Here is a 25,845-nt window from a genome sequence, read left to right on the forward strand (position 1 = left end):
GCGGCGTGACCGGCACGTCCCTGCCGGCGCCGCCCGTCGAGCACGTGCCGGAGCTGCCGGCCGACCTCGACATCCGGCTCGTGGTCGCCGACATGGATGGCACGCTGCTCGACGCCGACGGGCGCGTCCCGGATGCGTTCTGGCCGGTGCTCGCGAGCATGCGCGATGCGGGCATCGCGTTCGTGCCCGCGAGCGGCCGGCAGCTGGCGACGCTCGAGCAGCTGTTCGCGCGCGCCGGCGGCACCTCCTGCATCGCCGAGAACGGCGCGATCGTCACGCACGGCGGCGAGGTGCTCGAGTCGACGACGGTGGGGGCGGATGCGGCGCGCGAGATCGTGCAGCGCGTGCGGGCGTCGGACGGCGAGCTGGGTGTCGTCGCGAGCCGCCGCGCGGTGGCGTCGATCGAGTCGCAGGAGCCGGTCTTCGTCGAGCAGGCGCATCGCTACCACGCCGCGCTCGAGACGGTCGAGGATCTGCTCGAGCGCACCGACGACGTGCTGAAGCTGGCGCTGTTCTCCGCGACCGACTCCGCGGCGGCGGTGGAGCGCTGGGTCGGGTCAGCGCCCGACGGCCACCGCATGGTGATCGGTTCGCCCCGCTGGGCCGACGTGATCCGCGACAGCGTCGACAAGCGGCTGGGCGTCGAGGCGCTGCAGCGCGAGCTGGGCGTGACGCCGGCGCAGACGATGGTCTTCGGCGACTACCTGAACGACCTCGGCATGCTCGCGGACGCCGAGTGGACCTTCGCGATGGCGAACGCGCACCCCGAGGTGCTGGGGGCGGCGCGGTTCCGTGCGCCGAGCAACGCCGAGCACGGTGTCGTGCGCGTGCTGGAGCGGCTGCTGCGCGCCTAGCGCCGCCGGCGGCGTCGCCTAGCCGCGGAACGCCGCGATGCCTGTCAGCGCCTGCCCGATCACCAGCGCGTGCACCTCGTCGGTGCCCTCGTAGGTGCGCACGCTCTCCAGGTTCGCCGCGTGCCGCATGGGGGAGTGCTCGAGCGAGACGCCGTTGCCGCCGAGGATCGCGCGCGCCTCCCGGCAGACGTCGATCGCCGTGCGGCACGAGGCGAGCTTGCCCATCGAGATCTCGTGCGGCCGCAGCAGCCCCGCATCCTTGCGACGCCCGAGGTGCAGCGCGAGCAGCTGCGCCTGCTGCAGCGATAGCGCCATCTCGGCCAGTCTCGCCTGCGTCAGCTGCATCGCGGCGAGCGGCCGGCCGAACACCTGGCGCTCGCCGGCGTAGGCGAGCGCGGTCTCGAGCGCGTCGCGCCCGGCGCCGAGCGCGCCCCAGGCGATGCCGAACCGCGCCTCGTTCAGGCACTCGAAGGCTGCGCGCAGCCCGCGCGCCTCGGGCAGCCGCATCGACTCCGGCACGCGCACGCCGTCGAGCACGACGTCGCACTGGATGGAGGCGCGCATGGAGAGCTTCGGCGCGATCGGCGTCGCGGTGAAGCCCGGCGTCGGCGTGCCCTGCGGTGCCGTCTCGACCAGGAAGCCGCGCACCCCCTCCTCGGTCTGCGCCCAGATGACGGCCACGTCGGCGATCGAGGCGAGACCGATCCAGCGCTTGGCGCCGTCGATGATCCAGTCGTCGCCGTCGCGGCGCGCGACGGTCTGCATGGCGCCCGGGTCGCTGCCCGCGCCCGGCTCGGTGAGGCCGAAGCAGCCGATCGCCTCACCGGCGGCCATGCGCGGCAGCCAGGCCTCCCGCTGCTCCTCGGAGCCGTGCTTCGCGATCGCCGTCATCGCGAGCGAGCCCTGCACCGACACGAAGGTGCGGATGCCGCTGTCGCCCGCCTCGAGCTCCTGCATCGCGATCCCGTACTCCACGGCTGAGCGCCCCGCGCATCCGTGGCCGCTGAGGTGCATGCCGAGCAGCCCCTCGGCGGCGAGCATCGGCACGAGCTCGCGCGGGAAGTGCGCTCGCTCGAACCAGTCGGCGATGTGCGGCCTGATCTCGCGGTCGACGAGCGCCCGCACCCGCGCCCGCACGGCGCGCTCCTCGTCGGTGAGCAGCGACTCGAGGTCCAGCAGGTCGGTGGTCATGCACCCATCCTGCCCGCGATGCGGCCTATTCCGGGTTGAGGTCGGCGACCGACTTGTCGGCGCGGAGCCCCCGCCAGACGGGGTGCCGCAGCGAGCCGGAGGAGGTCTGCTCCGTGTGCTCCACCTCGCCCACGGACGCGCGCACCCAGTGGGCCTTGCGCGCGACATCCGCGGGCAGGTCGTCGATCCTCGGCGCCGTCCGCCGCGGCCGCAGCTCGTCGCGCAGCCGATCGCGATCCGCGCCCGAGAAGCCGGTGCCCACGCGACCGGCGTAGCGCATCCGGCCACCTTCGCCCGGCAGCGCGAGCACCAGCGAGCCGACGGTGCCGGCGAGCGCGCCGTTGCCCTCGAGCCAGCCCACGACGACCACCTCGCGCACCAGCTGGTGCTTGAGCTTCAGCCAGTCGCGCGTGCGCACGCCTGGCCGATACGTGCCGTCGTGGCGCTTGGCGATGAGCCCTTCGAGGCCTCGCTCCGCCGTGACCTCGAGGATCCGCGCGAGCGACCCGCGCAGCGGCTTCGAGACCTTCACCCGCGGGCTCTCGTGCACGAGCTCGTCGAGGCGCGACTGCCGCTCGTCGAGCCGCGCACCGGTGAGGCGCTCGCCGTCGACCTCGAGCGCGTCGAACAGCATGATCGTCGCCGGCGCCTGCTTCGCGGCCCGTGCCGCAGCCCGACCCGTCTGACCCGCGCGATCCTGCAGCGCCTCGAAGCTCGCCACGCCCCGCTGCAGCATGACGATCTCGCCGTCGAGCACCGCATCCGTCGGCCCGACCGCGGCGGGCAGCGCCTCCACCAGCTCGGGGAACGCGGCTGAGAGGTCTCGCCCGTTGCGGCTCACGAGCCGCACGGTGTCGTCGTCGCGCTGCACGATCGCGCGCCAGCCATCCCACTTCACCTCGAACGACCACTCCCGCTCGTCGTCGATGTCGGATGCGGTGCCCTGCGTCGCGAGCATCGGCCGCAGGTCGGTGGCGCGCGGCTTCGCGCCGCGGCCCTTCGCCCCGGCCGTCGCTCGCGGCGTCCTGCCGGCCTTCGCGCTCGCCGCCCTCGCTGCCGTCGCCCGGCGCGCGCCCGCGGCCTCCGCCGGCTCCTCGCCCGGCTGCTCCTTCGTCTTCTTCACCAGCCACTGCCGCGTGTCGGCATCGGTGCGGATCAGCGCGAAGCGGTACGGCCGGCCGCCGAGCCCACCATCCGGCCGCCCGCGCAGCACGGCGATCACCTCGTCGTCGCGCCACTTCTCGAGCTCGAAGTCGCCGGCATCCCAGATCTCGACCGTCCCGGCCCCGTACTCGCCCTTCGGGATCACGCCCTCGAACGAGCCGTACTCCAGCGGGTGATCCTCGGTCTGCACGGCCAGCCGGTTCTGCCTCGTCGAGGTGGGCAGCCCCTTCGGCACCGCCCACGACACGAGCACGCCCTCCTGCTCGAGCCGGAAGTCGTAGTGCAGGCGCCGCGCCTGGTGCTGCTGCACCACCCACGACTGCCCGTGGCCGGGTGTCGCGGGCTCGGCCGGGACGGGCTCCGGCGTGCGGTCGGCTGCGCGCATGCCGCGATACTTCGCGAGGCGGTCGGGCGGCGGGTCGAGCGCGGCGATGAGGTCGCCGTCGCGCTCGAGCCGCTCGAGCACCGCATCCATCTCGAGCTGCTCGAGGCCACCCGCCTCCACCTCGTCCCAGGTGCGCGGCGCCGCGACCGTCGGCCGCAGCCGCCCGCGCAGCGAGTAGGGAGCGACCGTGGTCTTCGACGCCGAGTTCTGGCTCCAGTCGAGCAGCACCTTGCCGCGCCGCAGCGCCTTCTTCATGTCGCTGACGATCAGGTCGGGGTGCAGCTGCTCGAGCGAGCGCGCCAGCTGGTGCGCCACCTCGCTCGCCTGCTCGGCGGTCACGGTGCCGTCGAGGCGCGCGTACAGGTGGATGCCCTTCGAGCCGCTCGTGAGCGGCACCGGGTCGAGCCCGATGTCGACGAGCAGCTCGCGCACCCACAGCGCCACCCGGGCGCAGTCGTCGAGGTCGGCGCCCTCGCCCGGGTCGAGGTCGAGCACGAGGCGGTCGGGGTTCGAGCGCTCGCCGTCGACCGCGCGCCACTGCGGCACGTGCAGCTCCAGCGCGCCCATCTGGGCCATCCATGCGAGCGTCGCAGGCTCGGTCAGCAGCGGGTAGTGCTTCGGACCGGTCGAGTGCCGCTGCTCGACCGTCTCGATCCAGTCGGGCGCGCCCCGCTCGAGCGTCTTCTGGAAGAACACCTGACCGGGCTTGCGCGCCGTGCCCACGCCGTCCGGCCACCGCTTGCGCGTGACGGGGCGGCCCGCCGCGTGCGCGATGAGGGCGTCGGATGCGCGCAGCACGTACTCGAGCACGTCGCGCTTCGTCGTGCCGGTCGAGGGGTAGAGCACCTTGTCGCCGTTCGTGAACCGCAGGCTCCGCCCGCCGACCGTGATCCGCTCGGCAGCCGGCACGTCAGGCCGACTTCCGCTTCGCCGCCGGCTTCTTCGTGGTGGTCTTCTTCGCCGGAGCCTGCTTCGCGGCGGCCTTCTTCGCGGGCGCCTTCTTGGCCGGTGCCTTCTTGGCCGGTGCCTTCGTGGCCGCCGGCTCCTTCGAGCTCGAGGTGCTCGACGTCGACGTGCTCGACCGAGAGGTGCTCGACCGAGAGGTGCTCGAGGCATCCGCGCCCCGCTTCTTCTCGACCGAGCGCTGCAGCGCCTCGAGCAGGTCGATGACCTCTGCGCCCTCGCCCTCTTCGCTCTCGCCGAAGGTGGCTGCCGTGTCGAGCGCCTCGCCCTGGTCGAGCTTCGCATCGACGAGCGTGCGCAGCTGCTCCTGATACTCGTCCACGTACTGCTCGGGCTCGAAGTCGGCCTCGAGGTCGCTGACGATGGATCGCGCGAGCTCCATCTCGCGCTTGCCGATGCGCACGTCGGCGTCGAGCGACTCGAACTCGGCGGGGCGCACCTCGTCGGCCCATCGCATCGTCTGCACGGTCAGCACGCCCTCACGCACCCGCATCGATGCGAGGCGGGTGCGCTGCCGCAGCGACAGCTTCACGACGGCGGTGCGCTCGGTCTCCTCGAGCACGCGGCGCAGCAGCACGTACGCCTTCGGGCTCTTCGAGTCGGGCTCGAGGTAGTAGCTGCGCTCGAAGAGGATCGGATCGATCTGCTCGCTGGGCACGAACTCGATCACCTCGATCTCGCGGCTCTGCTCGGCAGGCAGCACCTCCATGTCCTCGTCGGTCAGCACCACCGTCTGCTCGCCGTCCTCATAGGCCTTGTCGATGTGGGCGTAGTCGATCTTCTTGCCGCACACCTCGCACCGCCGCTGGTAGCGGATGCGCCCGCCGTCGGCGTCGTGCACCTGGTGCAGCTCGAGATCGTGCTCCTCGGTGGCCGCGTACAGCTTCACCGGCACGTTGACCAGCCCGAACGTGATCGAGCCCTTCCAGATCGCCCGCATGGGTTCACTGTCCCCCAGACGCCTGGGAGGCGCCACCCCCGGAACTCTCAGGAACGGTCGCCGAGCGCGTGGAAGCGCGAAGTCCCCGTGCGCGCCCGTGCGGCGAAGGGGGACAATCGCGTGCATGACGGTCACGCACGCGACCAGCCGCTCACCGCGCACCTTCGGCGTCGAGGAGGAGGTGATCCTGCTCGAGCCGGAGACGCTCGCGCCGGTCGACGTCGCTGCGGACGTGATCGCGGAGATCGCGGATGCGGAGGCGACCGTCGGCTGGGTCGAGCGCGAGTTCCTGCAGGCGCAGCTCGAGTTCGCGTCGCCCGTGCTGCGCGACGGCGACGCTGCCCAGCGCGTGGTGCGGGAGTTCCGGCGCGCGATCGGCGGCGCGGCGCACCGCAGGGGGCTGGTCGCGGCGAGCATCGGCACTCCCGTCGGGCAGGGCACCTCGAGCGTCGCCGGGGGCGACCGCTATGGGCGGTTCATCGACGAGCTGGGTGCGATCCGGCCGGATCATCGCATCCAGGGTCTCCACGTGCACGTCGCGATCGGCAGCCGGGAGGAGGGGGTGCGGGTGATGCGCGCGGTGCGGCCCTGGCTCGCGCCGCTCGTCGCCCTCACCGCGAACTCGCCCAGCTTCGCGGGCGCCGACACCGGGTTCGCGAGCTGGCGCACCATCGTCGGCCGGCGGTTCACGACCGCCTCGGTGCCGCCGATCTTCGCCGACGCCGCCGACTACGAGCGGCGCGTGCGCGCACTCGTCGGCATCGGCACGACGCTCGACACCTCCTCCATCTACTGGATGATGCGGCTGGCCGAGCACTACCCGACGGTGGAGCTGCGCGCCTTCGACGCGCAGCTCTCGGCCGACGAGACGGTCGCGGCGGCCCTGCTGAGCCGAGCGCTCGTCGAGACCGCCGCGGCCGATGCGCTGCCGCACCACGAGGCGAGCGCGCATGCCGAGCTCGTCGACGCCGCCGTGTGGCACGCGGCGCGGCACGGGCTCGACGCGGAGCTGCTCGATCCCACGACGGCCGAGCTCGCGCCGGCCTGGAGCGTGATCGATCGCATGCTCGCGCGCGTCGGGCCGGCGCTGGCTGCCGCCGGTGACGCGGAGCGCGTGCGCGCGGTCGTCGAGCGCACGCGCACGGAGGGCAATGGTGCCGCTCGCCAGCGAGCCGCGCTCGCGCAAGGCCGCCCCGCGCTCGCAAGGCTCCTGCGCTCGACGTTCACGGCCTGAGCGCTCGCCGTCGGGGGCGCGTCGCGAGACGCACCGAGCCCGGCCGTCGAGAGCGCGCCGCGTCAGAAGGGGCGCGAGCCGACCGGTTCGCCGGCTGCAGCACCCCACACCTCGGGCTCCCACTCCTGCTCCTGCTCGCGCTCGTGGAACACGGGGCCGATCGCCGGTGGTTCGTCGACGTAGGTCTCGCCGGGTGGGTGAGGTGAAGGCGAGGACGCCTGGTGAGCGCTGCTCGACCTTCCATCGTCTGGCGCCGGAGAGTCGGGCGCCCTTCAGCGTGTGGTGGCGCCTGCAGAGGTGGGCGAGGTTGCCGGTGTCAGTGGTGCCGCCCGCTGCCCAGGGGATGGTGTGGTCGAGGTCGCTTCGGTGTGCGCCTTGCCCGCAGCCTGGCCATCTGCAGTGCTGGTCCCTGGCTCGGAGGAGCTGCTTGAGCCGCTTCGAGGGCGCGTAGGTGTCGACGGCGGTGACGTGGCCGGTGCGCGGGTCCGTGAACAGCCTGGTCCAGGCGGTCGCGCGCTCGGCGAGACGCCGGGCGGTCTCGGGGTCGACCGGTGCACCAGTGGCGAGGCGCGCGACCGACCTGGTGGGTCGGTGCCCGTGACCTCCGTGGTCAGGATGTGCCGATCTCACTCGGGTCTCGGCTCGCCGGTCGGCGCTCGACATCTCGTCGTGGTCCTCGTGGTCCTCGGTGAGGTCGCCGCCGCTGCCATCGTCGCCGTCGAGGACGCCGGCGGGCATGACGATGCTCACCTCTGCGCGGATGGCATCGAGCGTGACGCCGGCGGGGTCGCCGGTGAGCAGCAGGTCGCACAGGAGATCCGCACGGAGCTGGTCGAAGGTGCGCGGGTCCTTCCCCTCGCCGCTCGCCTCGGCGGTGCGGAGGGTGGCCTTGGCCATCTGCGTCAGCCGGTCGTGGGTGGCGGCGACGAGCACGGTCGGGGCGATGAGCTCCAGCCGCGACATGCCGTCGTCGAGCTCCTTCTGGAACACGCCGCGCCGGTCCCGGGCCGACCGGTGGCGGGCGGCCAGCGGGCGCTCCAGGTGCTGCTCGAGCTCGCGGCGGGCGACGGCGCGGAGCCGGCCGGGCGTGGCCTGCTCCGCGCGCGGCAGCAGCGCCTGCTCGAACGCTGCTCGACCTTCCGGCTCTTGGATGGTGGTGCCGATCTCCGTGATCACGGCGACGTGGCCGCGGTGGATGCGCGCCGCACCCCACGCCTCCAGCGTCGCCGGCCACGCGGTGACCTGCTCCATCGCGTGACCGATGTCGGCCTCCACCGTGCGGTCGCTGCGCCGACCCAGCAGCGCCAGCTCGCACGCGACATCTCGCACGCCCACGCCCGGATCGAGCCGCTCCCCCAGCGCATCCTGCACCGCCACGTGCCCGATCCCGGCCAGGAACCGCACCCGCATCGCCTCGAGGCTGGCGATCGCGGCATCGATCTCGACCACCGCGCGCATCGCCGACTCCGCCACCTCGCGACCGGTCACCGGAGGAGGTGGGGTCGGCCCGAGCGCAGGCGCGCCCGCACGCTCGCCGGCGAGCGCAGCAGCAGCGCCATCGAGCGGCTGCGGCCCGCCGCGCAGCCACGTCGGGCCGTCGAAGAAGTCAGGAGCGAACGGCACCGGCACCCGGTGCGGCGGCAGCTGCGCAGTGGCAGTGGCAGTGGCAGTGGCAGTGGCAGTGGCAGCGGCAGCGGCCGTGCCCTCCGGCCCCTGCTGCCGCACCGCTTCCGTCGTCATGGGCGGAGTGTCGCACCGGCCACTGACATGGCTCGGCGGCTGTGGAGGAGCCGCGACCTCCGCGTGGCCCAGGACGCCGAGCCGCCTCGATCGCGCTCGGCTGAGCGCGGCCCGCCCTACTCCTGCAGCCGAGCCCGCAGGAACGCGACCGTCGTCTCCCAGGCCGCAGCCGATGCATCCGCCGAGAACCGATGCGGGATCTGCGCGTTCTGGAAGCCGTGCACCGCCCCGGCGTAGTGCCGGATCTCGACGTCGTCGAAGCCCTCGCCCTCGAGCCGCGCGCGGTAGTCATCCGGCGCCTCGCGGCCGCTCCAGTCGTCGCTCTCGGCGAGCTGGAACAGGACCGGTGTGCGCGGACCGGCCTCGAGCCCCGGCATCGCCGCGCCGTAGTAGGCGACGACCGCGTCGAGCGCGCCCTCCGCGGCGTAGCCGAGCGCGAGCGTCGAGCCCATCGAGAAGCCGACGATCGCCGCGCGCTCGCTGCCGAGCGCCCGAGCCTCGCCGATCGTCTCGCTGAGGATGCGGTTGGCGCCCTCGACATCGGCGTAGCGCTCGGTGAGCAGCGCCGTCGCGTCGGCATCGTCGGTCGTGGTGCGGCCCTCGAAGAAGTCGGGCACCGCCACCCGGAACCCCTCGCCCGCGAGCCGCTCGGCCAGCTCGTCGATCCAGGGCAGCCGCCCGTTCCAGTCGTGCGCGAGCACGACCACGGGGTCGCCCTCGGTGCCGTGCCAGTGGGTCGCGGTGTCGTCGGTGGTCTCGATCGCCATCTCTGCTCCTTCGCGTCGCCGCCACGGTAGCCGACCCGCCTCAGCGCGACCTCCCTCAGCGCCACCCCCCTCAGCATCCTTCGGGCGATGCCGCGTACGGTGACCGGCATGACGAGCTCAGACGACTCTGCCCGCGGCCGTGCCTCGAGCGCTGCATCGAAGGCGTCGGACGCGGCGGGGCGCGCGGGCGCATCGGCCCGAGGCGCCGCAGGCAAGGCCCAGAGCGCCGCAGGCAAGGCCCAGAGCGCCGCAGCCGGCGCCGAGCAGCACCCCGCCGCCCGGTGGGCGCTGAGCGCCGGCCAGGTGGCGAACGGCGTCGTGCACCTCATCATCGGCGGCATCGCGCTCGGCGTCGCGTTCGGCGGCGGCGGATCTGCCGACCAGTCGGGCGCCATGCAGGCGCTGCAGGAGAGCCCGTTCGGAGCCTTCGCGCTCTGGGCGGTGGGCATCGCGCTGGCCGCGCTCGCGCTCTACTCGATCGTTGGCGCGATCTCCGACTCGCGGCACGACACGAAGGATGCGCTCAAGTCGGCCGGCCGCGCGGTCGCCTACGCGGCGGTCAGCGCGACAGCGATCACGGCTGCCCTCGGCGGCAGCTCCGACGGCGAGCAGAGCGCCCAGTCGTTCTCGGGCGACCTGATGGCGCAGCCCTTCGGTCGCATCCTCGTCGGCGCGATCGGCCTCGGCATCGCCGCGGTCGGCGCGTACTTCGTCGTCAAGGGCGTGCAGCGCAAGTTCCGCGAGGATGTCGCGCCGCCGCAGCGTTGGAGCACGGCGGTGAAAGGGCTCGGCACCGGCGGCTACGTCGCGAAGGGCGCCGCGGTGATCATCGTCGGGGTGCTGTTCGTGATCGCGGCGGTGCTGCACGACGAGGAGCAGGCGGGCGGCCTCGACGGCGCGCTGCAGTCGCTGACGACGGTGCCCGGCGGTGTCGTCGCGCTCATCGCCATCGCGCTCGGGCTCATGCTCTACGGCGTCTACTGCTTCGCGCGCGCGGCGTGGCCACGCATGCGCTGAGGCGCAGCTCCCATCGGCGGTGAGGCAGATGGCGTCGGGTGAGCAGCCGGATGCGCGAGCCGAGGGCGCGCGCACGGCGGGGGATGCGGCAGCGGCGGCCGCGCACGAGGCGCAGGATGCGGCGGTGGAGGCCGAGGAGCACAGCGCCACCTCGTGGGTCGAGGGCGTGGGGCAGTCGGCCAACGGCCTCGTGCACATGGTGATCGGCGGCATCGCGATCGGCGTCGCCCTCGGCGCGGGCGGCTCTGCCGACCAGTCGGGCGCGATGCGCGCCATCGACAGCACGCTCGTCGGCGGCATCGCGCTCTGGGGCGTGGGCATCGCCCTCGTCGCCCTCGCGCTGCACGCGTTCGTCGTCGCGGTGGCGCAGTCGCGCTCGAGCCGCCGCAACGCGCTCCGCGCGGCGGGGCGCGGCATCGGTCACGGCGTGGTCGGCGGCACCGCGCTCATCTTCGCGACGGGCGGTGACGTCGACGGCGAGCAGACGACGGAGTCGGTGTCGTCGGCGCTGCTGGAGCATCCCGTCGGGCAGTGGCTCGTCGGGCTCGTCGGCCTCGTCGTGGTGGGTGTGGGCGTCGCGTTCGTGCTCCGCGGCGTGCGCAGGAGGTTCTTCGAGGATGTCGACCCGCCGGCGAGGTACCACCGGCTCGTCGAGGCGCTCGGCGCTCCAGGCTTCGTGGCGAAGGGTGTGGCGATCGGCATCGCCGGCGTGCTCTTCGTGATCGCGGCAGTGCGGCTCGACCCCGAGGAGGCCGGCGGCCTCGACGGTGCGCTGCAGTCGCTCACGACCGTGCCGGGCGGGGTGATCGCGCTGCTGGTGATCGCGGTGGGGCTGATCGTCTACGGCGCCTACTGCGTCGCGCGCGGGGTGTGGGCGCGCTGAGCGCACCGAATGGCACGACCGGCCAGGCCGGCCCGACCGGCAGGCCCGACTAGCGGCCTCGGCCGCGACGCGGGTGCGGCAGCACGGGGTTGCGCATCCGCGCGAGCGCGCGGGCGAGCTCTGCAGGCGAGAGCCCTGCGCGATCGGCGGGCGGCAGGTCTGCGAGGGTCGCCTCGGGGTTCCGGCCGTCGTCCGGCATCGGGCCGGCCTGCTGCGACTGCGCCTGCTGCGACTGCGCCTGCTGCGACTCGGCCGCGTCCTCCGGCGTCGGCGGCACGTGCGGATGCTGCTCCACGTGCGCGCTGCCTCGCAGTCGAGCGTCGAGCGTCGTGAGGTCAGGGCCGGCGACCTGCAGATCGCGTCCCATCGTCCGCAGCACGCGGACCACGGTCTCGTAGTCCTCGTCCGTCACCGACGCGTCGACGCGCCGCGCCACCTCGTCCTTGCCGTGCGATCTGCGGGCGCGCTCGACCGCAGCCGCTGCCAGCTCGACCCAATCCTCGAGCCGGCGCTCTCGCTTGCCGTCCATGCGCCACCTCCCGATGAGATCCGTGCGCTCATCGTCCTCTCCTCGCCTGTGCGCTGACCCTGTGCACCGACCCGCGGATGCTGTGCGAGGGTGCTCTCCGCTGCCGCTCGCGCGCGGTGCGCACGCCGCCGCCGCCGCTGCCCGATCGCCCCGCATCCGCCTGCGTCACCTCGGCGCCGGGCGATACGCTCGCAACCGTGCTGCTCAGCGATCGCGACATCCGTGCCCGGCTCGACTCGGGCTCCCTCGGCCTCGACCCGCTCGACCGCTCGATGCTCCAGCCGTCGAGCGTCGACGTGCGGCTCGACCACGGGTTCCGGCTGTTCGACAACCACAAGTACCCCTTCATCGACCCCGCCGAGGATCAGCCCGAGCTCACCCGCCTCGTCGAGGTGGGGCCGGACGAGGCGTTCATCCTGCACCCCGGCGAGTTCGTGCTCGGCGCGACCTACGAGCGCATCTCGCTGCCGGACGACGTCGCCGCGCGGCTCGAGGGCAAGTCGTCGCTCGGTCGCCTCGGCCTGCTCACGCACTCGACGGCCGGCTTCATCGACCCCGGGTTCTCGGGGCACGTGACCCTCGAGCTCTCGAACGTCTCGACCCTGCCGATCAAGCTCTGGCCCGGCATGAAGATCGGGCAGGTCTGCTATTTCCAGCTCTCCTCGCCCGCCGAGGTGCCCTACGGGCAGGGCGGCAACCTCAACCGCTACCAGGGCCAGCGCGGGCCGACCGCGTCGCGGTCGTTCCAGAGCTTCCACCGCACGCGCATCGAGTCGGCCGCCGGCGCACGGTCGGTCGCCCCCACGGCGGCCGATGCGCCGGCCGTGCCGAGCGAGGTCGAGCAGTCCGAGCCGTGAGCCGGGACTGACTCGCTGATGGAGGACCGCTGATGGCCGGACCCCTGCGCGTCGAGCACGACGTCGAGGTCGCCCGCTGGCTGCAGGCGTCGCTCAGCGACACCTTCTCGGTCGCCACGAGCGTGCCGCCGATCTTCGACGCATACGCGCGCATCCTGCACCCCGCCACCCTCATGACGCCGACGGGCACGACGGATGCGTGGGGCAACCCCGAGCACGCCTCGCGGGAGATCACGTGGGCGGAGGCGGCCGAGCTGATCGGTGATCGCGTCGGGGAGCGCCAGCCGTGGACGGCGTGGCTCGACCGCTTCGGCGAGGTGCGCGAGGGGCATTTCGTCACAGGGCACGTGCTGCCCGATGGCAGCAGCATCGAGGCGCCCGACGGCGGCGACATCGCGCCGTCGCTGCTCGCCGCGCTCACCGAGCTGCTGCTCGACGAGCACGGCGATGCCGAGGTGCTCGCCGCCGTGTGGGAGGGGCGCGAGCTCGACGTGGGCGGCTCGCAGGTGTTCCTGGCCTGGCCGGAGGGCGGCAAGCCCTCCCGCGCCGAGCGCAAGCGCGCGCTGCGCGCGGCGCAGGCGGAGCACGACGCGGCCTTCGCCGCCGCGATCGATCCCGAGGTGACACGGGCGATGCGCGCGCAGCACGTGCTCGGCCTGCCCGAGGAGGGACAGGGACGCGGCCACGTGCTGCTGCGTGGCCGACTGTCGAGCTTCGCCGACCCGTCCTGGGTGGAGCGCGCGGGCCTCGGCTGGCGCGCGGAGTGGCCGCACTCCGGCCGCACGCCGAACGCCGTCTGGCCGGTCGAGCCGCACGGCGCGCCCGCGTGGTGCATCGCCACCGACCTCGACCTCGACATCACGCTCGTCGGCGGCAGCGGCCACCTGATCGGCCGCATCCTCGGGCATCCGACGATCGAGGCCGAGCGCACCCGCCCCGACGACCCGCTGGTGTAGCGGCGCCGCGCTAGCGGGTCTGGGCGCTCGCGATCGTCGTCACGGTCGCCGTCTCCGGATCCCAGTGCCGGAGCGCGACCGCGTGCGCCTCGATCGGCGAGCCCGTGAGCGCGAGCGCCTGCGCTGCGTCCACGAGCCGCAGGCGACGCGCGAGCGTCACGTGCGGCTGCCAGCGGCCGGGGGCGAAGTGCGGGTCGTGCGCGGGGCCGTCGCCGGGGGCCGCGCGCAGCACCTGCGCCTGCAGGGCGAGCAGCGCCTCGCTCGGCGCGACGGCGAGCGCGAGCACGCGCCGATCGCCCTCGCCGAGCAGCAGCGGCGGGCCGAGCACGAGCGGCAAGGGCAGCGGCGCGTCGCGCGGCGCCGCATCGACGGGGAGGCCGGGGAGCGCGAGCAGGGTGACGTGCGGTCGATTGCTGAGCGCGTCGTGGCGGGCGAGGCTCGAGAGACCGGCATCGGCGAGCGCCTGCCAGCGCCCGCGCACCTGCGCCTCGGCATGCTCGTCGAGCAGCAGCTCGAGGCTCGATCGGCGCGGTTCCATCTGCCCAGCCTGCCGGATGCGGGTGGGGACGGGCTCGAAGGGCGCGTGCGACCGGGTGCGCACGAGAGCGCGCCCCCGCTGCTGCAGGGGCGCGCTCGATGGTGTCGGTGCCGGTCGTGATCGCGAGGATCAGCGCTCGGTGCGCGGCTCGACGCCGGGGCGCAGCTCCATGCCGATGCGGCGCAGCGTGCGCATCGTGGTGACGTAGTCAGCATGGCTGACGGTCGCAGCGATGCGCTGGTGCAGCTGCTCCGGCGTCAGGCCCGCACGACGGATGCGTCGGGCAGACCGCAGGATGCTGCGCTCCAGGGTCGGGCGCCGGCGGCCGCCGCTGCGGGGGTGGTCGCAGCGACCGCGCTGGCGGTGCTCCTGCTGGCGCTGCTCGTGCTGGCGGTGCTCGTGAGCGCGGTGCTCGTGCTCGCGGCCGCCGTGCTCGCGGTCACGGGTGTGCTCGTGGCCACGGCTGTGCTGGGGGTGGAGGTAGCCCTCGGCCCCGGGGCGTCGGGTGCGGTCGTGGAAGTGGTGGGGGTGTCGCATGGCGATCGTCCTCTCTCTGCTGGGGCGGCGGTTCGCCGCCGGCGCCGGCGCGGTGCACCGGGCGATCCATGTCACTGGACATATCCATGTCAAGAAGCATGTACATGTAGGATGACATGCATGAGCGCGGAACGTCAAGCCCCGGATCCGTCGATCGCGGAGATCGCCGCAGCGCTCGACCGCATCGGCATGCGCAGGGCTCCCGGGCGCGGCCAGCGCTCAGGAGCCGCCCCGGCGGGCGAACCGGGGCCGCGCGGAGCCGCAGACGGGGTCGGCCAGCACGAGGACACTGACCCGGGAGCTGCGGGCGGCGGACCTGCAGGGCACGGATCTGCAGGGCCCGGGCCGGGCGGGCACGGCGGCCGTCGCGGCCACGCAGCGCCCGGCGGCCCGCGCGGTCCGCGGGGAGCGATGGGCGCCCGTCGCATGCTGCACGCGGTCGTGCACGCCGAGCAGCCGAGCTCCATCACCGACCTGGGGCACGCGATCGGCGTGGATCAGCCCCGGGCATCCCGCCTCGTGCAGGCGCTGGCCGACGCGGGGCTCGTGCGGCGCATCCCCGACCCGGCAGACGGTCGGCGCACCGTCATCGAGGCGACCACGGCCGGCCGAGCCCGCTTCGAGGCGCACGCCGAGGCGCGCGCGGCAGAGGTCGCTGCGGCAGCGGCGTCGCTCACGAGCGCCGAGCGGGCCGAGCTGTCCCGGCTGCTCGCGAAGCTCGCGCTCGCTTGGCCAGGCTGACGTCCGGCTGCTCAGTCCCGGTCGTCGATCGTCGTCGGCTTCGGGGTGATGGGGAGCACGAGCAGGAGCCCTGCCAGCAGCACGATCACGATGCCGAGGATGCCGAAGCGGGTGTCGCCCGTGAGCCCGACGAACGCGCCGAACAGGGTCGCCGTCAGGAACGACACCGAGCGGCCCGTGGTGGCGTAGAGCCCGAACATCTCGCCCTCGCGGCCCTCAGGGGTGATGCGCGCCATGAAGGAACGGGACGCCGACTGCACCGGACCGACGAAGGTCGCCAGCGCCAGGCCGCAAACCCAGAACATGTCCTTGCCCTCGACGAACATGACCGCGGTGCCCGAGGCCACGAGCACGAGCAGCGACGCGATGATGACGACCTTCGGGCCGAAGCGGTCGTCGGCCCAGCCGCCGACGAAGGTGCCGATGCCGGCCGTGACGTTCGCGGCGATCGCGAAGAGCATGACCTCGAGGAACGCGAAGTCGAACACCTGGGCGGCGATGATGGCGCCGAAGGTGAACACGCCGGAGAGCCCGTCGCGGAAGATCGCGGAGGCGACGAGGAACAGCAGCGTCTTGGGCGCGCGCCGACCGATCCGGCCGATCGTGCGGAACAGGATGCGGTACGACTCGACGACGCTGACCCGCGCGGGGGTGATGCCGGTCGGCGGCAGCTCGGGGATGCGGAGCATGAGCGGCAGCGCGAACACGAGGAACCAGGCGGCGCTCGCGAGCACCGCGAGCCTGGTGTCGAGCCCGGCGCCGTCGCGGCCGAAGGGCACGTCCAGCACGCCGTGTCCGTCGCCGCCCAGGGGCAGGATGAACAGCACGAGCAGCAGGGCCAGCAGCACGATGCCCCCGACGTAGCCCATGCCCCAGCCGAAGCCCGATGTGCGCCCCAGCGACTCCTTGGTGGAGACCTGGTGGAGCATCGCGTTGTAGTTGACGCTGGCGAACTCGAAGAAGAGGTTGCCGGCGGCCAGGAGCGCGGCACCGAGCCAGACCTGCTCGGGCACGGGCGTGACGAAGAACATGCCGGCCATCGCGAGGATCGTGATCGTGGTGTTCACCAGCACCCACAGCTTGCGGCGCCCGCCGCCATCCGACCGCTGGCCGACGATCGGCGCGATGAGCGCGACCAGCACGCCGGCGATCGCGATGGCCCAGGCGACGACGGCGGCGTTCTCGGCGAGCGCCCGCGTGAGCTCCGGCGAGCCGGCGTCGCCCGCCGCGTCGACGATCGCCGGGTCGACGAAGAGGTCGGAGGCGAGGTAGGTGCTGAAGACGAAGGTCGTCACCACGGCGTTGAACGAGGCGGAGCCCCAATCCCACATCGCCCATGCCCGGGCGCGCCTGCCGAGCTCGCGGCGCGTCACGGGCGCGACGCCGATCTGGGCCGGCTGCACGGCGTCGTCGGGCGATCGATCCGCCGTCGTCGGCGATGCGGTGGCGGATGCCTCGTGCGGCTCGTGCGCGCTCATGGCTCGAGCGTAGGACCGGAAGGCGAACGCGAGGTGTCGTGCGAGGGTTCCCGCCCGGGCGTGTCCGAGCGCGTCAGGAGAGCCGGCCCAGGCGGATCGCGGCGAGCGCGAGCGCTGCGATCGTCTCCCCGTCGCGGATGCGCCCGTCGCCGCACATCGCGAGGGCCTCGCCGAAGGGCACGCGCGTGACGGCGGAGATGCCCTCCTCGCCCTGGCTCGCCGCCGCATCGGCCGCCTGCGCGAGGCCGCGAGCGAGGAAGACGTGCTCGCGTGCGCGGGCGACCCCGTTGAGCGCGTCGACGGAGCCGAGTGGCATCCACTCGCTCGCCTCGAGCCCGGTCTCCTCGAGCAGCTCTCGCTGCGCGGCGACGAGCGGCTCCTGGTCGTCGCTGCCGCCGGCGGGCACCTCGAGAGAGTCGCCGCCGGTCGTGTAGCGATCGACGGTGACGAGCACGACGGCCTCCTGCTCGTCGAGCGCGACGACGAAGACGGCGTCGCGCAGCTCGACGACCCCGTAGAGCCCGTCGGCGCCGTCCGGGCGGGTGACGTCGTCCTCGCGCACGCGGATCCAGGGGTTCTCGTAGGCGATGCGCGTCGCGCGCGTGCTCCAGGTCATGGCGCCAGCCTACGGAGGGCGGCAGCGACCCCCCGCGGGCCTAGGCCGCGAGCGAGATGAGCAGCGACGCGAACACCGCGATGATCACGGTGCTGTACGCGAAGCCGACGACCGACTGCACGGTCGCGAGGCTGCGAGCCGGGCGATTGGTGAGCTGCACGTCGGAGGACGAGAAGGTGGTCGAGAGCTGCGTCGACACGTAGACGAAGTCGCTGAACGAGCGCTCGTCGTCACCGGGGAAGCGCAGGCCGTCGTGGTCTGCCCAGCCGCGCATGTGATCGACCGCGAAGACGGCGACCAGCAGCACCCACGTGCCGGCCACCCCCAGCACGCAGCGCACGATGAGCCAGAGGTCGACGGCGGCGCTCCCCGCAGCGAGCAGCAGGACGGAGGCGACGCCGACGATGACGATCGTCAGCGACCATGAGGCGGGCCCGCCCAGCAGCAGGTGTCGCACGAGCGCGCTGCGCTCCTCGGACCGGCGCACGCGGGCCCGCAGGCGCTCCCCGCGCAAGGAGCCGAAGGCGAGGTGGGAGAGCAGCAGGAACGACGGGCCGTAGACGCCGAACACGAGCGCGAACGCCGACGCGGGCAGCGTGAAGGGCTCCGCCGCGAGCGGCTCGCCGAAGAGCGCGTGCGCGGCCGCGGTGATGACGTACGCGAGGGCCGCGGCGATGAGCGTCGCCGCCAGGTGCCTGACGTACTCGCGCTGCAGCACTGCCCTGAGCTTCTCCATGGCGCTCACGCTACCGGCGCGCGGCGCGGCTCTCGGCGGATCCACAGGCATGAAACTTGACAGCGCTCGACTCAAGATGGGAAAGTTGAGTCATCGCGACTCAGGTTGTGCGTCCACCGGGACGCCGGTCGCAGCCGAGGTTCCGGGGGACGAGTCCACCGCCAGGCGGGTGCCCATCGGGCGGCCCGGGGGCTGACGGTGGTCTCCTCCGCCGGAATCAGGCAGAGCGCAGCACTGCTGCGAACAGGAGGCAAGAGACTATGGCACGAGCAGTCGGCATCGACCTCGGCACCACCAACTCCGTCGTCGCGTTCCTCGACGGCGGTGAGCCCACCGTCATCGCGAACGCAGAGGGCTTCCGCACGACGCCCTCGGTCGTCGCATTCGTCAAGGACGGCGAGACCCTCGTCGGCGAGCCGGCCAAGCGCCAGGCCGTCACGAACGTCGACCGCACCATCTCGTCGGTGAAGCGCCACATGGGCACCGACTGGAAGCAGGAGATCGACGGCAAGCAGCTGACGCCGCAGGAGATCTCGGCGCGCATCCTCGGCAAGCTCAAGCGCGACGCCGAGACCTACCTCGGCGAGCCGGTGACGGATGCCGTCATCACGGTTCCCGCGTACTTCAACGACGCCGAGCGCCAGGCCACGAAGGAGGCCGGCGAGATCTCCGGCCTCAACGTGCTGCGCATCATCAACGAGCCCACCGCCGCGGCGCTCGCCTACGGCCTCGACAAGGGCAAGGAGGACGAGCTGATCCTCGTCTTCGACCTCGGTGGCGGCACGTTCGACGTCTCGCTGCTCGAGGTGGGCAAGGACGACGACTTCTCGACCATCCAGGTGCGCTCGACCGCGGGCGACAACCGCCTCGGCGGCGACGACTGGGACGACCGGGTCGTCGAGTGGCTCAAGACGCGCTTCAAGGAGCAGTCGGGCGTCGACGTCTCCAACGACAAGATCGCGATGCGCCGCCTGAAGGAGGCCGCGGAGCAGGCCAAGAAGGAGCTCTCCGCCTCGTCGAGCACGAGCATCCAGCTGCCCTACTTCTCGCTCACCGAGAACGGGCCGGCGAACCTCGAGGAGACGCTGACGCGCGCGCAGTTCGAGAACATGACGAAGGATCTGCTCGAGCGCACCCGCAAGCCCTTCGAGGACGTCATCCGCGAGGCCGGCATCACCGTGAGCGAGATCGCGCACGTCGTGCTGGTCGGCGGCTCGACCCGCATGCCCGCCGTCACCGAGCTCGTCAAGCAGCTCACCGGCGGCAAGGAGCCCAACAAGTCGGTCAACCCGGACGAGGTCGTCGCCGTCGGCGCCGCGCTCCAGGCCGGCGTGCTGAAGGGCGAGCGCAAGGACGTGCTGCTCATCGACGTCACCCCGCTGTCGCTCGGCATCGAGACCAAGGGCGGCATGATGACGAAGCTCATCGAGCGCAACACCGCCATCCCGACCAAGCGCTCCGAGACCTTCACGACGGCTGAGGACAACCAGCCCTCGGTCGCCATCCAGGTCTTCCAGGGCGAGCGCGACTTCACGCGCGACAACAAGCCGCTCGGCACGTTCGAGCTCACCGGCATCGCACCGGCGCCGCGCGGCATCCCGCAGGTCGAGGTCACCTTCGACATCGACGCGAACGGCATCGTGCACGTGTCCGCCAAGGACAAGGGCACCGGCAAGGAGCAGTCGATGACGATCACCGGCGGCTCGAGCCTCTCGAAGGAGGACATCGACCGCATGGTGAAGGAGGCCGAGGAGAACGCGGCCGCCGACCACGCGCGCCGCGAGGCCATCGAGATGCGCAACACCGGCGAGACGCTCGTCTACTCGGTGGAGAAGATCCTGACCGAGAACGGGGAGCAGCTGCCCCAGGACGTGAAGTCCGAGGTGCAGGGCGACGTGGACGCGGTCAAGGCAGCGCTCGCAGGCGACGACGACGAGGCCGTGAAGACCTCGGTCGAGAAGCTGCAGCAGTCGCAGTCGAAGCTCGGCGAGGCGATCTACCAGCAGGCCCAGGCCCAGCAGCCCGCCGAGGAGGCAGACGCCGAGCAGCAGGCCGACGCGAGCGCTGACGACGACGTCGTCGACGCCGAGGTCGTGGACGACGAGGACGAGAGCGAGAAGAAGTAATCGTGACGGATCCCAAGGAGTTCGAGGAGCCTCGCGAGCGCGACGAGGGGCTGGAAGAGCCCCGCGTCACGGACAAGCGACGCATCGATCCCGTCACGGGTGAGCCCCGCGAGCCGGCGTCGGCCGCCTCCGGGGCCGCCCCGGCGGCGGACGACGCGCACGAGGACGATGCGCAGGAGGACGCGCAGGATGCCGCGACCGAGGCTGCACCGGCCGACGACGAGCTGAGCGCAGAGGATCGCGCGCTGCTCGAGGGCGAAGCCGCTGCGATCGACGCCGAGCGCGCAGCGCTCGAGGCGAGGTCCGCTGCGCAGCTCGACGAGCTGCAGCGTCTGCGCGCCGAGTACGTCAACTTCCGCAACCGCACCGAGCGGGAGCGGGCGGGAGACCGCGAGGCGACCACCGCATCCGTCATCACCTCGTTGCTGCCGGCGCTCGACGACCTCGACCTGGCCGACAAGCACGGCGACCTGGCCGAGGGTCCGCTCGCGATCGTGGCGGCGAAGCTGCGCGGCTCGTTCGAGGCGCTCGGCGTCGTCAGGCTCGGCGAGGTCGGCGAGGCCTTCGACATCGAGAAGCACGAGGCTGTCGCGCAGCTGCCGAACCCCGAGGTGACCGAGATGGTGGTCGCCGACGTGATCCAGTCGGGCTACCGCGTGGGCGAGCGCACGCTGCGCCCCGCGAAGGTCGCGGTCTTCGTCCCGGCAGAATGAGGCCGCGAGGCATGCGCCCGCTCGAGGGCAGGAGGAGGTGACGCCGGATGGCCAGCAATGATTGGTTCGACAAGGACTTCTACACCGTGCTCGGCGTCTCCAAGGATGTCTCGGCAGCCGACCTGAAGAAGCAGTACCGCAAGCTCGCCAGGCAGTACCACCCGGATTCGAACCCGGGCGATGCCGCAGCCGAGGCGCGGTTCAAGGAGATCTCCGAGGCCCACTCGGTGCTCGCCGACCCGAAGCAGCGCCAGGAGTACGACGCGGTGCGCGCGATGGCCGGAGGCCGGCCGCGCTTCGCCCCCGGCGGATCCGGCGGCTTCGAGGACGTCTTCGGCGGCTTCGGCGGCGGACCGCGCGTGCAGTACTCGCAGGGCGACTTCGAGGATCTGCTGGGCGGCATGTTCGGCGGTCAGGCGCCGGGGTTCGGCGGCGGCTTCGGCGGCCGTCGGCCCGCGAAGGGGCGCGACGTCACCGCACGGGCGGCGCTCGACTTCACCTCGGCCGTGCAGGGCGACACCCTGAAGCTCACGGTCGGCGGCAAGGCCATGACCGTCAAGGTGCCTGCGGGCGTGCACGACGGCCAGCGGATCAAGCTGGCGGGCAAGGGCGACCCCTCGCCCTCCGGCGGTGAGCCCGGCGACCTGATCCTGACGGTGCAGGTGCGCCCGCACCCGGTCTTCACGATGGACGGGCTCAACCTGCGCGTCGACGTGCCCGTGACGTTCGCAGAGGCGACGCTCGGGGCGACGATCGAGGTGCCGACCCTCGGCGGCTCGCCGGTGCGGCTGAAGGTCGCTCCCGGCACGCCGTCCGGTCGTGTGCTGCGCGTCAAGGGTCGCGGCGTCGCCGGCAAGAAGGGCACGGGCGACCTGCTCGCGACCATCCAGGTCGCGGTGCCCGGTCACCTCACGAAGGAGCAGGTCTCGCACCTCGAGGCCTTCGTGCAGGCGGGTCCGAACGAGTCGCCGCGCGAAGCGCTGCTGGCGAAGGCGAAGTCGAGCTGATGCTGGGCGTGCCGGAGGGCCTCGACGAGTCGTCGCCGATCTTCTCGATCGCGGCGGCCGCCGAGCTGGCCGGCCTGCACGCCCAGACGCTGCGGCAGTACGACCGGCTCGGGCTGGTCGAACCCGCTCGCACCGCGGGCAACACCCGCCGCTACTCGATGCGCGACGTCGGCCGGCTCAAGCAGGTGCAGCTGCTCTCGGGCGAGGGCGTGTCGCTCGAGGGCATCCGTCGCATCCTCGAGATGAGCGACGAGAATCGCGAGCTGCGCGCCCGCGTGCGCGAGCTCGAGAGCGCGCTGGCGGATGCGGTGATGCAGCAGTCGGGCCGCCGCGTGTTCGCGGCGGGGCACGCGGGCATCACCACGCTGCGTGCCGGCGCCCGCCCCGCGAAGCCGGGGCAGATCGTGCTCTGGCGACCGCAGCGCCACCTCTGATCCGGGCAGGCAGCGCCGGGTCGTCGCTGCGCTGATCCCGTCGCTCGGCCGCTCCCGCCCTGCGCTCGCCGAGCGGGCAGTGCCATGATGTGGCCGTGGACGAGACCCCGAGGCCCAAGCCGGTGCCGCGCGACGCGTCGGCGCCGATCCCGCTGCCGCTCGACGACGGCGAGGCTCGGCCGCGCCGTGCGAGCGCCGCGGCGCCCGTCGCGCCCGAGGCGACCGCGCCAGCGCCGGCCGCAGCAGCGGCGCCCGCCGCGGTCACGATCTCGCCCGCCGACGTGCAGGACGCGACCGAGCGGATCCGCCACCCCGACGTGACGATCGAGCGCGTGCAGGTGCAGCGACCGAGGGTGGCGCGCCGCGGCAGGCGCGGCGCCGCGCTCGCCGGTGCGCTCGCGCTGCCGCTCGTGACGCTCGGCCTGGTCGCGCTGGCCCTGCCGGTGACCGCGTGGTTCGTCCTCAGGGTCGGCGCCATCGCGTACTCGGCGCTCGCGGGGCTGCTCCTCAGCGAGGAGCGGGCGGTCGTGTTCGGCGGCGCGGGGGTGACCGAGGCGGCCGCCGCGGTCGACACCGGCGCGGCGTGGCTGCTCGTCGTCGGCGGGTCGCTGCTCGTCGTCGCGGTGCTGCTGTCGTGGCTGGTGCTGCGGATGCACGGGGTCTTCCGCCCGGTGCTGGTCACGCTCACCGCCGTGCCCATGGGGCTCGTGCTCGCCGGCGTGCTGCAGGCGGGGGTCGGCGCAGCCGTCGGGCTCGCGCAGCCGCTCGGGGACGGCGCGGGCGGTGCGGAATGGATCGCGGTGGTCGCGACGCTCGTGCTGGCCGTGCTGGTGGTGATCGCAGCGGTCGTGGGCTCGCTCGTCTGGCGGTGGATGGCCTCGGCGTTCCGCGCCACGGTCGTGACGGGCGTGCCGTCGAGCACGACCGGAGCGCCGGCGGGCTCGGAGGGCTGACCGCGATCGTGCCCGACCCTCGACCCGTTCCCAGCGCACCGGAGCCCGACGCTCCGGTCGGCACTGGGGCCGGTGCGCCGCCGCCTCCCGGCGCCGACAGCCCCGTGCCGGCAGATGCGGCGGCGCGCGCGGCCGCCTCGGGTCGAGCCAAGCGCAAGGCCGACCGCGCCGCCGCGCGGCACGACGCCCTCGTGCCCGCGACGGCGGTCGAGACACGTGCGCAGGAGCGCGCGCGGGCGCGCCGCGAGCGCCTCGGCGTGCACGGCCAGGCTGTCGCGAACCCCGGCATCGGCATGTCGGGGCAGCTCATGCCGCCGGGCTTCGTGCCCGCGGTCGCGGAGGCGGTGCCGCAGCGGTTCGTGCCGGCCGGCTGGCAGGTGCAGAACCCGGTGGCGGGCATGCCGTTCGGCGGCGCGCAGATCGTGCAGGCCGCGCCGCAGCCCGGCCAGCGCCCGCCGATGCCCCAGGCGGCGGGCCCGTATGCGCCCAGCCCGTATGCGCCCAGCCCGTACGGCGCCTCCCCCATGCTGCCGCCGCACCAGGTGGTGATGATGCTCCCGCCACGGGTGCCGTGGTCGCCGCGCCAGCGCCGCGCCGCGCTGCTCAGTTCCTGGCTCGGGCAGACGCTCATGGCGCTCGCGACGCACCTGCTCACCGCCGGCGCGCTCATCGCGGGCTTCGCGCTGCTGCTGCACACCGGAGGCGACGGCGGCGACTTCGAGGCCGACTCCTTCACGGCGATCGTCGCGCGCTGGACGATGCCCGATCGCATCTGGGCGACCGCGCTCATCGGCCTCCTCGCCGGTGGCGGCCTGCTCGCCGGCGGCTGGCTCCTGCACGCGCTCTGGTCGGCCTCGGCGGGCCTCGCCAAGCCCCACCGCTCGACGTGGCTCGCCTGGCTGTGCACCACGGCTGCGACAGGCGTCATCGGCATGCTGCTCTGGCCGATCGCGCTGATCGGTGCGGTCTTCGCGATGCTGGCGAGCTCGAGCGCCTCCTTCACGGTCGGGACGATGTGGACGGCGCTGTTCTGGGAGCTCGGCATCGCGGTCGTGCTGACCGGGCTCGTCGGCATGCTCTTCGGATGGCTCTTCCTGTCGCAATCGCGCCCGCGGGTCGACCCGCGCGCGCTCGCCGAGCAGGAGGAGGCGGCGGCCCGCGCCCGCGACGAGGCAGAGCTCGCGATCGGGCGGGCAGAAGCGGCGCAGCGGTGACCCCCAGGCGCGCGCGGCGGATAGCGCCGCCCGACGTGCTGAGCGCCGAGCAGCGCGCGGCTGCGCGCGCGGCCGGCGGCCTCGGGCTCGGCTTCGTCGCAGCGGGCGCCGGCCTGTTCTGGGGGCTGCTGGTCGCCGCGCTGGTGGTAGCGCTCCTGCGCTGGGCGATCATCGATCTCTTCGACGACGTCGAGTGGGGGCTGCGCGTCGTCGACTGGATCGAGCAGCTCGACCCGGGATGGCTCGTGCCCCTCGTGCTCGCGCTGGTGCTCGTGGCGATCGCAGCGATCGCGCTCGGCTGCTGGCTCAGCACCCGGCGGATGCGCGCTGCCGACGTGGTCGGCGCGGCGGCGGTGACGTTCCGGGGCGCTGCGCTCGGCACCGGCCTGCAGGCCGTGCTCTCGACGCTGTCGAGCTGGGCGCTCGGGCTGCTGACGCTGCTGACCGGCGTGGTCGGCTTCTGGATCGTCGCATCGCTGTGGATCCTGCTGTCGATCGCCGTCTCATCGCTCATCGGCTGGCTCGCAGGCCCGCGCACCTGGGTGGCGCTCGCCCGGCGCGAAGCGCGCAGGGCGCACGCCCCGGCGTGAGCGCACGGGCGCCCCGCCGCGATCCGCAGCGTGCGCTGCGGCCGGGCGGGGCGCTGCCGATCGGCTACGCGGCGGCCCCTGCCGGCGAGGCCGTCGCGCCGGCGCTGCCACCGTCGGGTGAGCCGGCATCGAGCTGGGCGCGGCCGTCGCGCTGCTCGACGGTGATCCTGCGGGGCTTGGCGCGCTCGGCGATGGGGATCGTGAGCATCAGCACCCCGTGCTCGTAGCTCGCCTGGATGTGCTCCAGGTCGACGTCGGTGCCGAGCCCGAGCTGCCGCACGTAGCGGCCCGCCGGTCGCTCCTGCGCGAGCCACTGCGACCCATCCGCAGCCCCGATCGTGCGCTCGGCCTGGATCGTGAGCGTGTTGGCCTCGACATCGAGGTCGATCGAGCCGGGGTCGACGCCGGGCAGGTCGACGTTCACGACGTAGGCGTCACCTGCGCGGTACAGGTCCATCGGCATCCAGCTGGCCGCGCGCTGCGTGCCGCTGCTCGTCAGCAGCCGCGCCGCCATGCGGTCCATCTCCCGGAAGGGATCGAAGGTCAGTGCCATGACAACCACCTCCTCGTGCGTGAGCCGCCGCCCCGTGCGTCGGCTCGGTGTCCGTGGCGCTCGGGGATGCCGTGCATCCCGAGGTGCTCCCATGATTGGCACTCTCGCTCGGAGAGTGCCAATAGCGTG

The 25,845-nt window shown here is 73.3% G+C and carries 25 protein-coding genes and 1 pseudogene; 14 read left to right on the forward strand and 12 right to left on the reverse strand.

Features of this window, described 5'->3' with window-relative positions; genetic code table 11:
• The first annotated feature begins 5 nt into the window (after positions 1-5).
• On the forward strand, positions 6-854 hold the full coding sequence (locus AA0Z99_RS12605) for an HAD family hydrolase (protein ID WP_413317881.1): 849 nt from the start codon (positions 6-8) through the stop codon (positions 852-854).
• Positions 855-872: 18 nt separating this feature from the next.
• On the opposite strand, the gene AA0Z99_RS12610 is transcribed toward AA0Z99_RS12605, so the two are convergent.
• From AA0Z99_RS12610 to AA0Z99_RS12620, 3 genes are read right to left on the reverse strand one after another with little or no spacing between them, the layout of a single operon-like run.
• Positions 873-2,045: an acyl-CoA dehydrogenase family protein gene (locus AA0Z99_RS12610; protein WP_413317883.1), complete on the reverse strand. Its 1,173-nt coding sequence runs from the start codon at positions 2,043-2,045 to the stop codon at positions 873-875.
• 25 nt (positions 2,046-2,070) lie between these two features.
• The gene (locus AA0Z99_RS12615) at positions 2,071-4,503 is read right to left on the reverse strand and encodes an ATP-dependent DNA ligase (protein ID WP_413317885.1); all 2,433 of its coding nucleotides are present in this window, start codon (positions 4,501-4,503) and stop codon (positions 2,071-2,073) included.
• A gap of 1 nt (position 4,504) precedes the next feature.
• The gene (locus AA0Z99_RS12620) at positions 4,505-5,497 is read right to left on the reverse strand and encodes a Ku protein (protein WP_413317887.1); all 993 of its coding nucleotides are present in this window, start codon (positions 5,495-5,497) and stop codon (positions 4,505-4,507) included.
• A gap of 124 nt (positions 5,498-5,621) precedes the next feature.
• Between AA0Z99_RS12620 and AA0Z99_RS12625 the strand changes: the two genes are divergently transcribed.
• Positions 5,622-6,731: a YbdK family carboxylate-amine ligase gene (locus AA0Z99_RS12625; RefSeq protein WP_413317889.1), complete on the forward strand. Its 1,110-nt coding sequence runs from the start codon at positions 5,622-5,624 to the stop codon at positions 6,729-6,731.
• 273 nt (positions 6,732-7,004) lie between these two features.
• Here AA0Z99_RS12625 and AA0Z99_RS12630 read toward each other — a convergent pair.
• Together AA0Z99_RS12630 and AA0Z99_RS12635 are read right to left on the reverse strand one after the other, a co-directional pair.
• Positions 7,005-8,471, reverse strand: a pseudogene (locus AA0Z99_RS12630) (DUF222 domain-containing protein); the annotation flags it as partial.
• Positions 8,472-8,587: 116 nt separating this feature from the next.
• Positions 8,588-9,238 carry a dienelactone hydrolase family protein gene (locus AA0Z99_RS12635; protein ID WP_413317891.1) on the reverse strand — a complete coding sequence of 217 codons (651 nt, stop codon included), beginning with the start codon at positions 9,236-9,238 and terminating at the stop codon, positions 8,588-8,590.
• A 108-nt stretch (positions 9,239-9,346) separates the two neighbouring features.
• Here AA0Z99_RS12635 and AA0Z99_RS12640 point away from each other — a divergent pair, with 108 nt between their 5' ends.
• Positions 9,347-10,255 carry a DUF1206 domain-containing protein gene (locus AA0Z99_RS12640; RefSeq protein WP_413317893.1) on the forward strand — a complete coding sequence of 303 codons (909 nt, stop codon included), beginning with the start codon at positions 9,347-9,349 and terminating at the stop codon, positions 10,253-10,255.
• Positions 10,256-10,283: 28 nt separating this feature from the next.
• The gene (locus AA0Z99_RS12645; protein ID WP_413320869.1) at positions 10,284-11,138 is read left to right on the forward strand and encodes a DUF1206 domain-containing protein; all 855 of its coding nucleotides are present in this window, start codon (positions 10,284-10,286) and stop codon (positions 11,136-11,138) included.
• A 49-nt stretch (positions 11,139-11,187) separates the two neighbouring features.
• On the opposite strand, the gene AA0Z99_RS12650 is transcribed toward AA0Z99_RS12645, so the two are convergent.
• Entirely contained in the window at positions 11,188-11,667 is a 480-nt protein-coding gene (locus AA0Z99_RS12650; RefSeq protein ID WP_413317895.1) for a hypothetical protein, read from the reverse strand.
• Between the two features lie 197 nt (positions 11,668-11,864).
• Here AA0Z99_RS12650 and dcd point away from each other — a divergent pair, with 197 nt between their 5' ends.
• Positions 11,865-12,524 (forward strand): dCTP deaminase, encoded by a 660-nt coding sequence (gene dcd, locus AA0Z99_RS12655; protein WP_413317897.1) that lies wholly within the window; start codon positions 11,865-11,867, stop codon positions 12,522-12,524.
• A gap of 32 nt (positions 12,525-12,556) precedes the next feature.
• Complete coding sequence (locus AA0Z99_RS12660) at positions 12,557-13,480, forward strand: hypothetical protein (RefSeq protein WP_413317899.1); 924 nt, start codon at positions 12,557-12,559, stop codon at positions 13,478-13,480.
• A gap of 10 nt (positions 13,481-13,490) precedes the next feature.
• Here the strand turns inward: AA0Z99_RS12660 and AA0Z99_RS12665 are convergent, their stop codons facing one another.
• Positions 13,491-14,018, reverse strand: coding sequence for a 2'-5' RNA ligase family protein (locus AA0Z99_RS12665; protein WP_413317901.1), 528 nt, complete (start codon positions 14,016-14,018; stop codon positions 13,491-13,493).
• A 129-nt stretch (positions 14,019-14,147) separates the two neighbouring features.
• On the reverse strand, positions 14,148-14,555 hold the full coding sequence (locus tag AA0Z99_RS12670) for a hypothetical protein (protein WP_413317903.1): 408 nt from the start codon (positions 14,553-14,555) through the stop codon (positions 14,148-14,150).
• Between the two features lie 120 nt (positions 14,556-14,675).
• Here AA0Z99_RS12670 and AA0Z99_RS12675 point away from each other — a divergent pair, with 120 nt between their 5' ends.
• Positions 14,676-15,296 carry a MarR family winged helix-turn-helix transcriptional regulator gene (locus AA0Z99_RS12675; protein ID WP_413317905.1) on the forward strand — a complete coding sequence of 207 codons (621 nt, stop codon included), beginning with the start codon at positions 14,676-14,678 and terminating at the stop codon, positions 15,294-15,296.
• A gap of 11 nt (positions 15,297-15,307) precedes the next feature.
• Here the strand turns inward: AA0Z99_RS12675 and AA0Z99_RS12680 are convergent, their stop codons facing one another.
• The 3 genes from AA0Z99_RS12680 to AA0Z99_RS12690 form a co-directional block, all read right to left on the reverse strand.
• Entirely contained in the window at positions 15,308-16,774 is a 1,467-nt protein-coding gene (locus AA0Z99_RS12680; protein WP_413317907.1) for an MFS transporter, read from the reverse strand.
• A 73-nt stretch (positions 16,775-16,847) separates the two neighbouring features.
• Positions 16,848-17,390, reverse strand: a complete 543-nt coding sequence (locus AA0Z99_RS12685) for an NUDIX domain-containing protein (RefSeq protein ID WP_413317909.1) — start codon at positions 17,388-17,390, stop codon at positions 16,848-16,850.
• Between the two features lie 40 nt (positions 17,391-17,430).
• The gene (locus tag AA0Z99_RS12690) at positions 17,431-18,126 is read right to left on the reverse strand and encodes a DUF1345 domain-containing protein (protein WP_413317911.1); all 696 of its coding nucleotides are present in this window, start codon (positions 18,124-18,126) and stop codon (positions 17,431-17,433) included.
• A gap of 260 nt (positions 18,127-18,386) precedes the next feature.
• Between AA0Z99_RS12690 and dnaK the strand changes: the two genes are divergently transcribed.
• The 7 genes from dnaK (at position 18,387) to AA0Z99_RS12725 (ending at position 25,163) form a co-directional block, all read left to right on the forward strand.
• Positions 18,387-20,252, forward strand: a complete 1,866-nt coding sequence (gene dnaK / locus AA0Z99_RS12695; protein ID WP_413317913.1) for a molecular chaperone DnaK — start codon at positions 18,387-18,389, stop codon at positions 20,250-20,252.
• Positions 20,253-20,254: 2 nt separating this feature from the next.
• On the forward strand, positions 20,255-20,965 hold the full coding sequence (locus tag AA0Z99_RS12700) for a nucleotide exchange factor GrpE (protein WP_413317915.1): 711 nt from the start codon (positions 20,255-20,257) through the stop codon (positions 20,963-20,965).
• A 47-nt stretch (positions 20,966-21,012) separates the two neighbouring features.
• Entirely contained in the window at positions 21,013-21,972 is a 960-nt protein-coding gene (locus tag AA0Z99_RS12705) for a DnaJ C-terminal domain-containing protein (RefSeq protein ID WP_413317917.1), read from the forward strand.
• Positions 21,972-22,406: a heat shock protein transcriptional repressor HspR gene (locus AA0Z99_RS12710; RefSeq protein ID WP_413317919.1), complete on the forward strand. Its 435-nt coding sequence runs from the start codon at positions 21,972-21,974 to the stop codon at positions 22,404-22,406. Before AA0Z99_RS12705 ends, AA0Z99_RS12710 begins: the two co-directional genes overlap by 1 nt.
• A 95-nt stretch (positions 22,407-22,501) precedes the next feature.
• Positions 22,502-23,359, forward strand: a complete 858-nt coding sequence (locus AA0Z99_RS12715) for a hypothetical protein (RefSeq protein WP_413317921.1) — start codon at positions 22,502-22,504, stop codon at positions 23,357-23,359.
• A 104-nt stretch (positions 23,360-23,463) separates the two neighbouring features.
• On the forward strand, positions 23,464-24,573 hold the full coding sequence (locus tag AA0Z99_RS12720) for a hypothetical protein (protein WP_413317923.1): 1,110 nt from the start codon (positions 23,464-23,466) through the stop codon (positions 24,571-24,573).
• Positions 24,570-25,163 (forward strand): hypothetical protein, encoded by a 594-nt coding sequence (locus AA0Z99_RS12725; protein WP_413317925.1) that lies wholly within the window; start codon positions 24,570-24,572, stop codon positions 25,161-25,163. Before AA0Z99_RS12720 ends, AA0Z99_RS12725 begins: the two co-directional genes overlap by 4 nt.
• A 64-nt stretch (positions 25,164-25,227) precedes the next feature.
• On the opposite strand, the gene AA0Z99_RS12730 is transcribed toward AA0Z99_RS12725, so the two are convergent.
• Positions 25,228-25,716 carry an Hsp20/alpha crystallin family protein gene (locus AA0Z99_RS12730; protein ID WP_413317927.1) on the reverse strand — a complete coding sequence of 163 codons (489 nt, stop codon included), beginning with the start codon at positions 25,714-25,716 and terminating at the stop codon, positions 25,228-25,230.
• Positions 25,717-25,845: the final 129 nt, after the last annotated feature.

The organism is Agrococcus phoenicis (assembly GCF_047302415.1).
Classification (GTDB): domain Bacteria; phylum Actinomycetota; class Actinomycetes; order Actinomycetales; family Microbacteriaceae; genus Agrococcus.

Coding starts and splice junctions, on each gene's coding strand:
- AA0Z99_RS12610 (WP_413317883.1), bottom strand. CDS start 2,045: ATGACCACCGACCTGCTGGACCTCGAGTCGCTGCTCACCGACGAGGAG.
- AA0Z99_RS12620 (WP_413317887.1), bottom strand. CDS start 5,497: ATGCGGGCGATCTGGAAGGGCTCGATCACGTTCGGGCTGGTCAACGTG.
- AA0Z99_RS12625 (WP_413317889.1), top strand. CDS start 5,622: ATGACGGTCACGCACGCGACCAGCCGCTCACCGCGCACCTTCGGCGTC.
- AA0Z99_RS12635 (WP_413317891.1), bottom strand. CDS start 9,238: ATGGCGATCGAGACCACCGACGACACCGCGACCCACTGGCACGGCACC.
- AA0Z99_RS12640 (WP_413317893.1), top strand. CDS start 9,347: ATGACGAGCTCAGACGACTCTGCCCGCGGCCGTGCCTCGAGCGCTGCA.
- AA0Z99_RS12645 (WP_413320869.1), top strand. CDS start 10,284: ATGGCGTCGGGTGAGCAGCCGGATGCGCGAGCCGAGGGCGCGCGCACG.
- AA0Z99_RS12650 (WP_413317895.1), bottom strand. CDS start 11,667: ATGGACGGCAAGCGAGAGCGCCGGCTCGAGGATTGGGTCGAGCTGGCA.
- AA0Z99_RS12660 (WP_413317899.1), top strand. CDS start 12,557: ATGGCCGGACCCCTGCGCGTCGAGCACGACGTCGAGGTCGCCCGCTGG.
- AA0Z99_RS12665 (WP_413317901.1), bottom strand. CDS start 14,018: ATGGAACCGCGCCGATCGAGCCTCGAGCTGCTGCTCGACGAGCATGCC.
- AA0Z99_RS12670 (WP_413317903.1), bottom strand. CDS start 14,555: ATGCGACACCCCCACCACTTCCACGACCGCACCCGACGCCCCGGGGCC.
- AA0Z99_RS12675 (WP_413317905.1), top strand. CDS start 14,676: ATGAGCGCGGAACGTCAAGCCCCGGATCCGTCGATCGCGGAGATCGCC.
- AA0Z99_RS12680 (WP_413317907.1), bottom strand. CDS start 16,774: ATGAGCGCGCACGAGCCGCACGAGGCATCCGCCACCGCATCGCCGACG.
- AA0Z99_RS12685 (WP_413317909.1), bottom strand. CDS start 17,390: ATGACCTGGAGCACGCGCGCGACGCGCATCGCCTACGAGAACCCCTGG.
- AA0Z99_RS12690 (WP_413317911.1), bottom strand. CDS start 18,126: ATGGAGAAGCTCAGGGCAGTGCTGCAGCGCGAGTACGTCAGGCACCTG.
- dnaK (WP_413317913.1), top strand. CDS start 18,387: ATGGCACGAGCAGTCGGCATCGACCTCGGCACCACCAACTCCGTCGTC.
- AA0Z99_RS12705 (WP_413317917.1), top strand. CDS start 21,013: ATGGCCAGCAATGATTGGTTCGACAAGGACTTCTACACCGTGCTCGGC.
- AA0Z99_RS12710 (WP_413317919.1), top strand. CDS start 21,972: ATGCTGGGCGTGCCGGAGGGCCTCGACGAGTCGTCGCCGATCTTCTCG.
- AA0Z99_RS12730 (WP_413317927.1), bottom strand. CDS start 25,716: ATGGCACTGACCTTCGATCCCTTCCGGGAGATGGACCGCATGGCGGCG.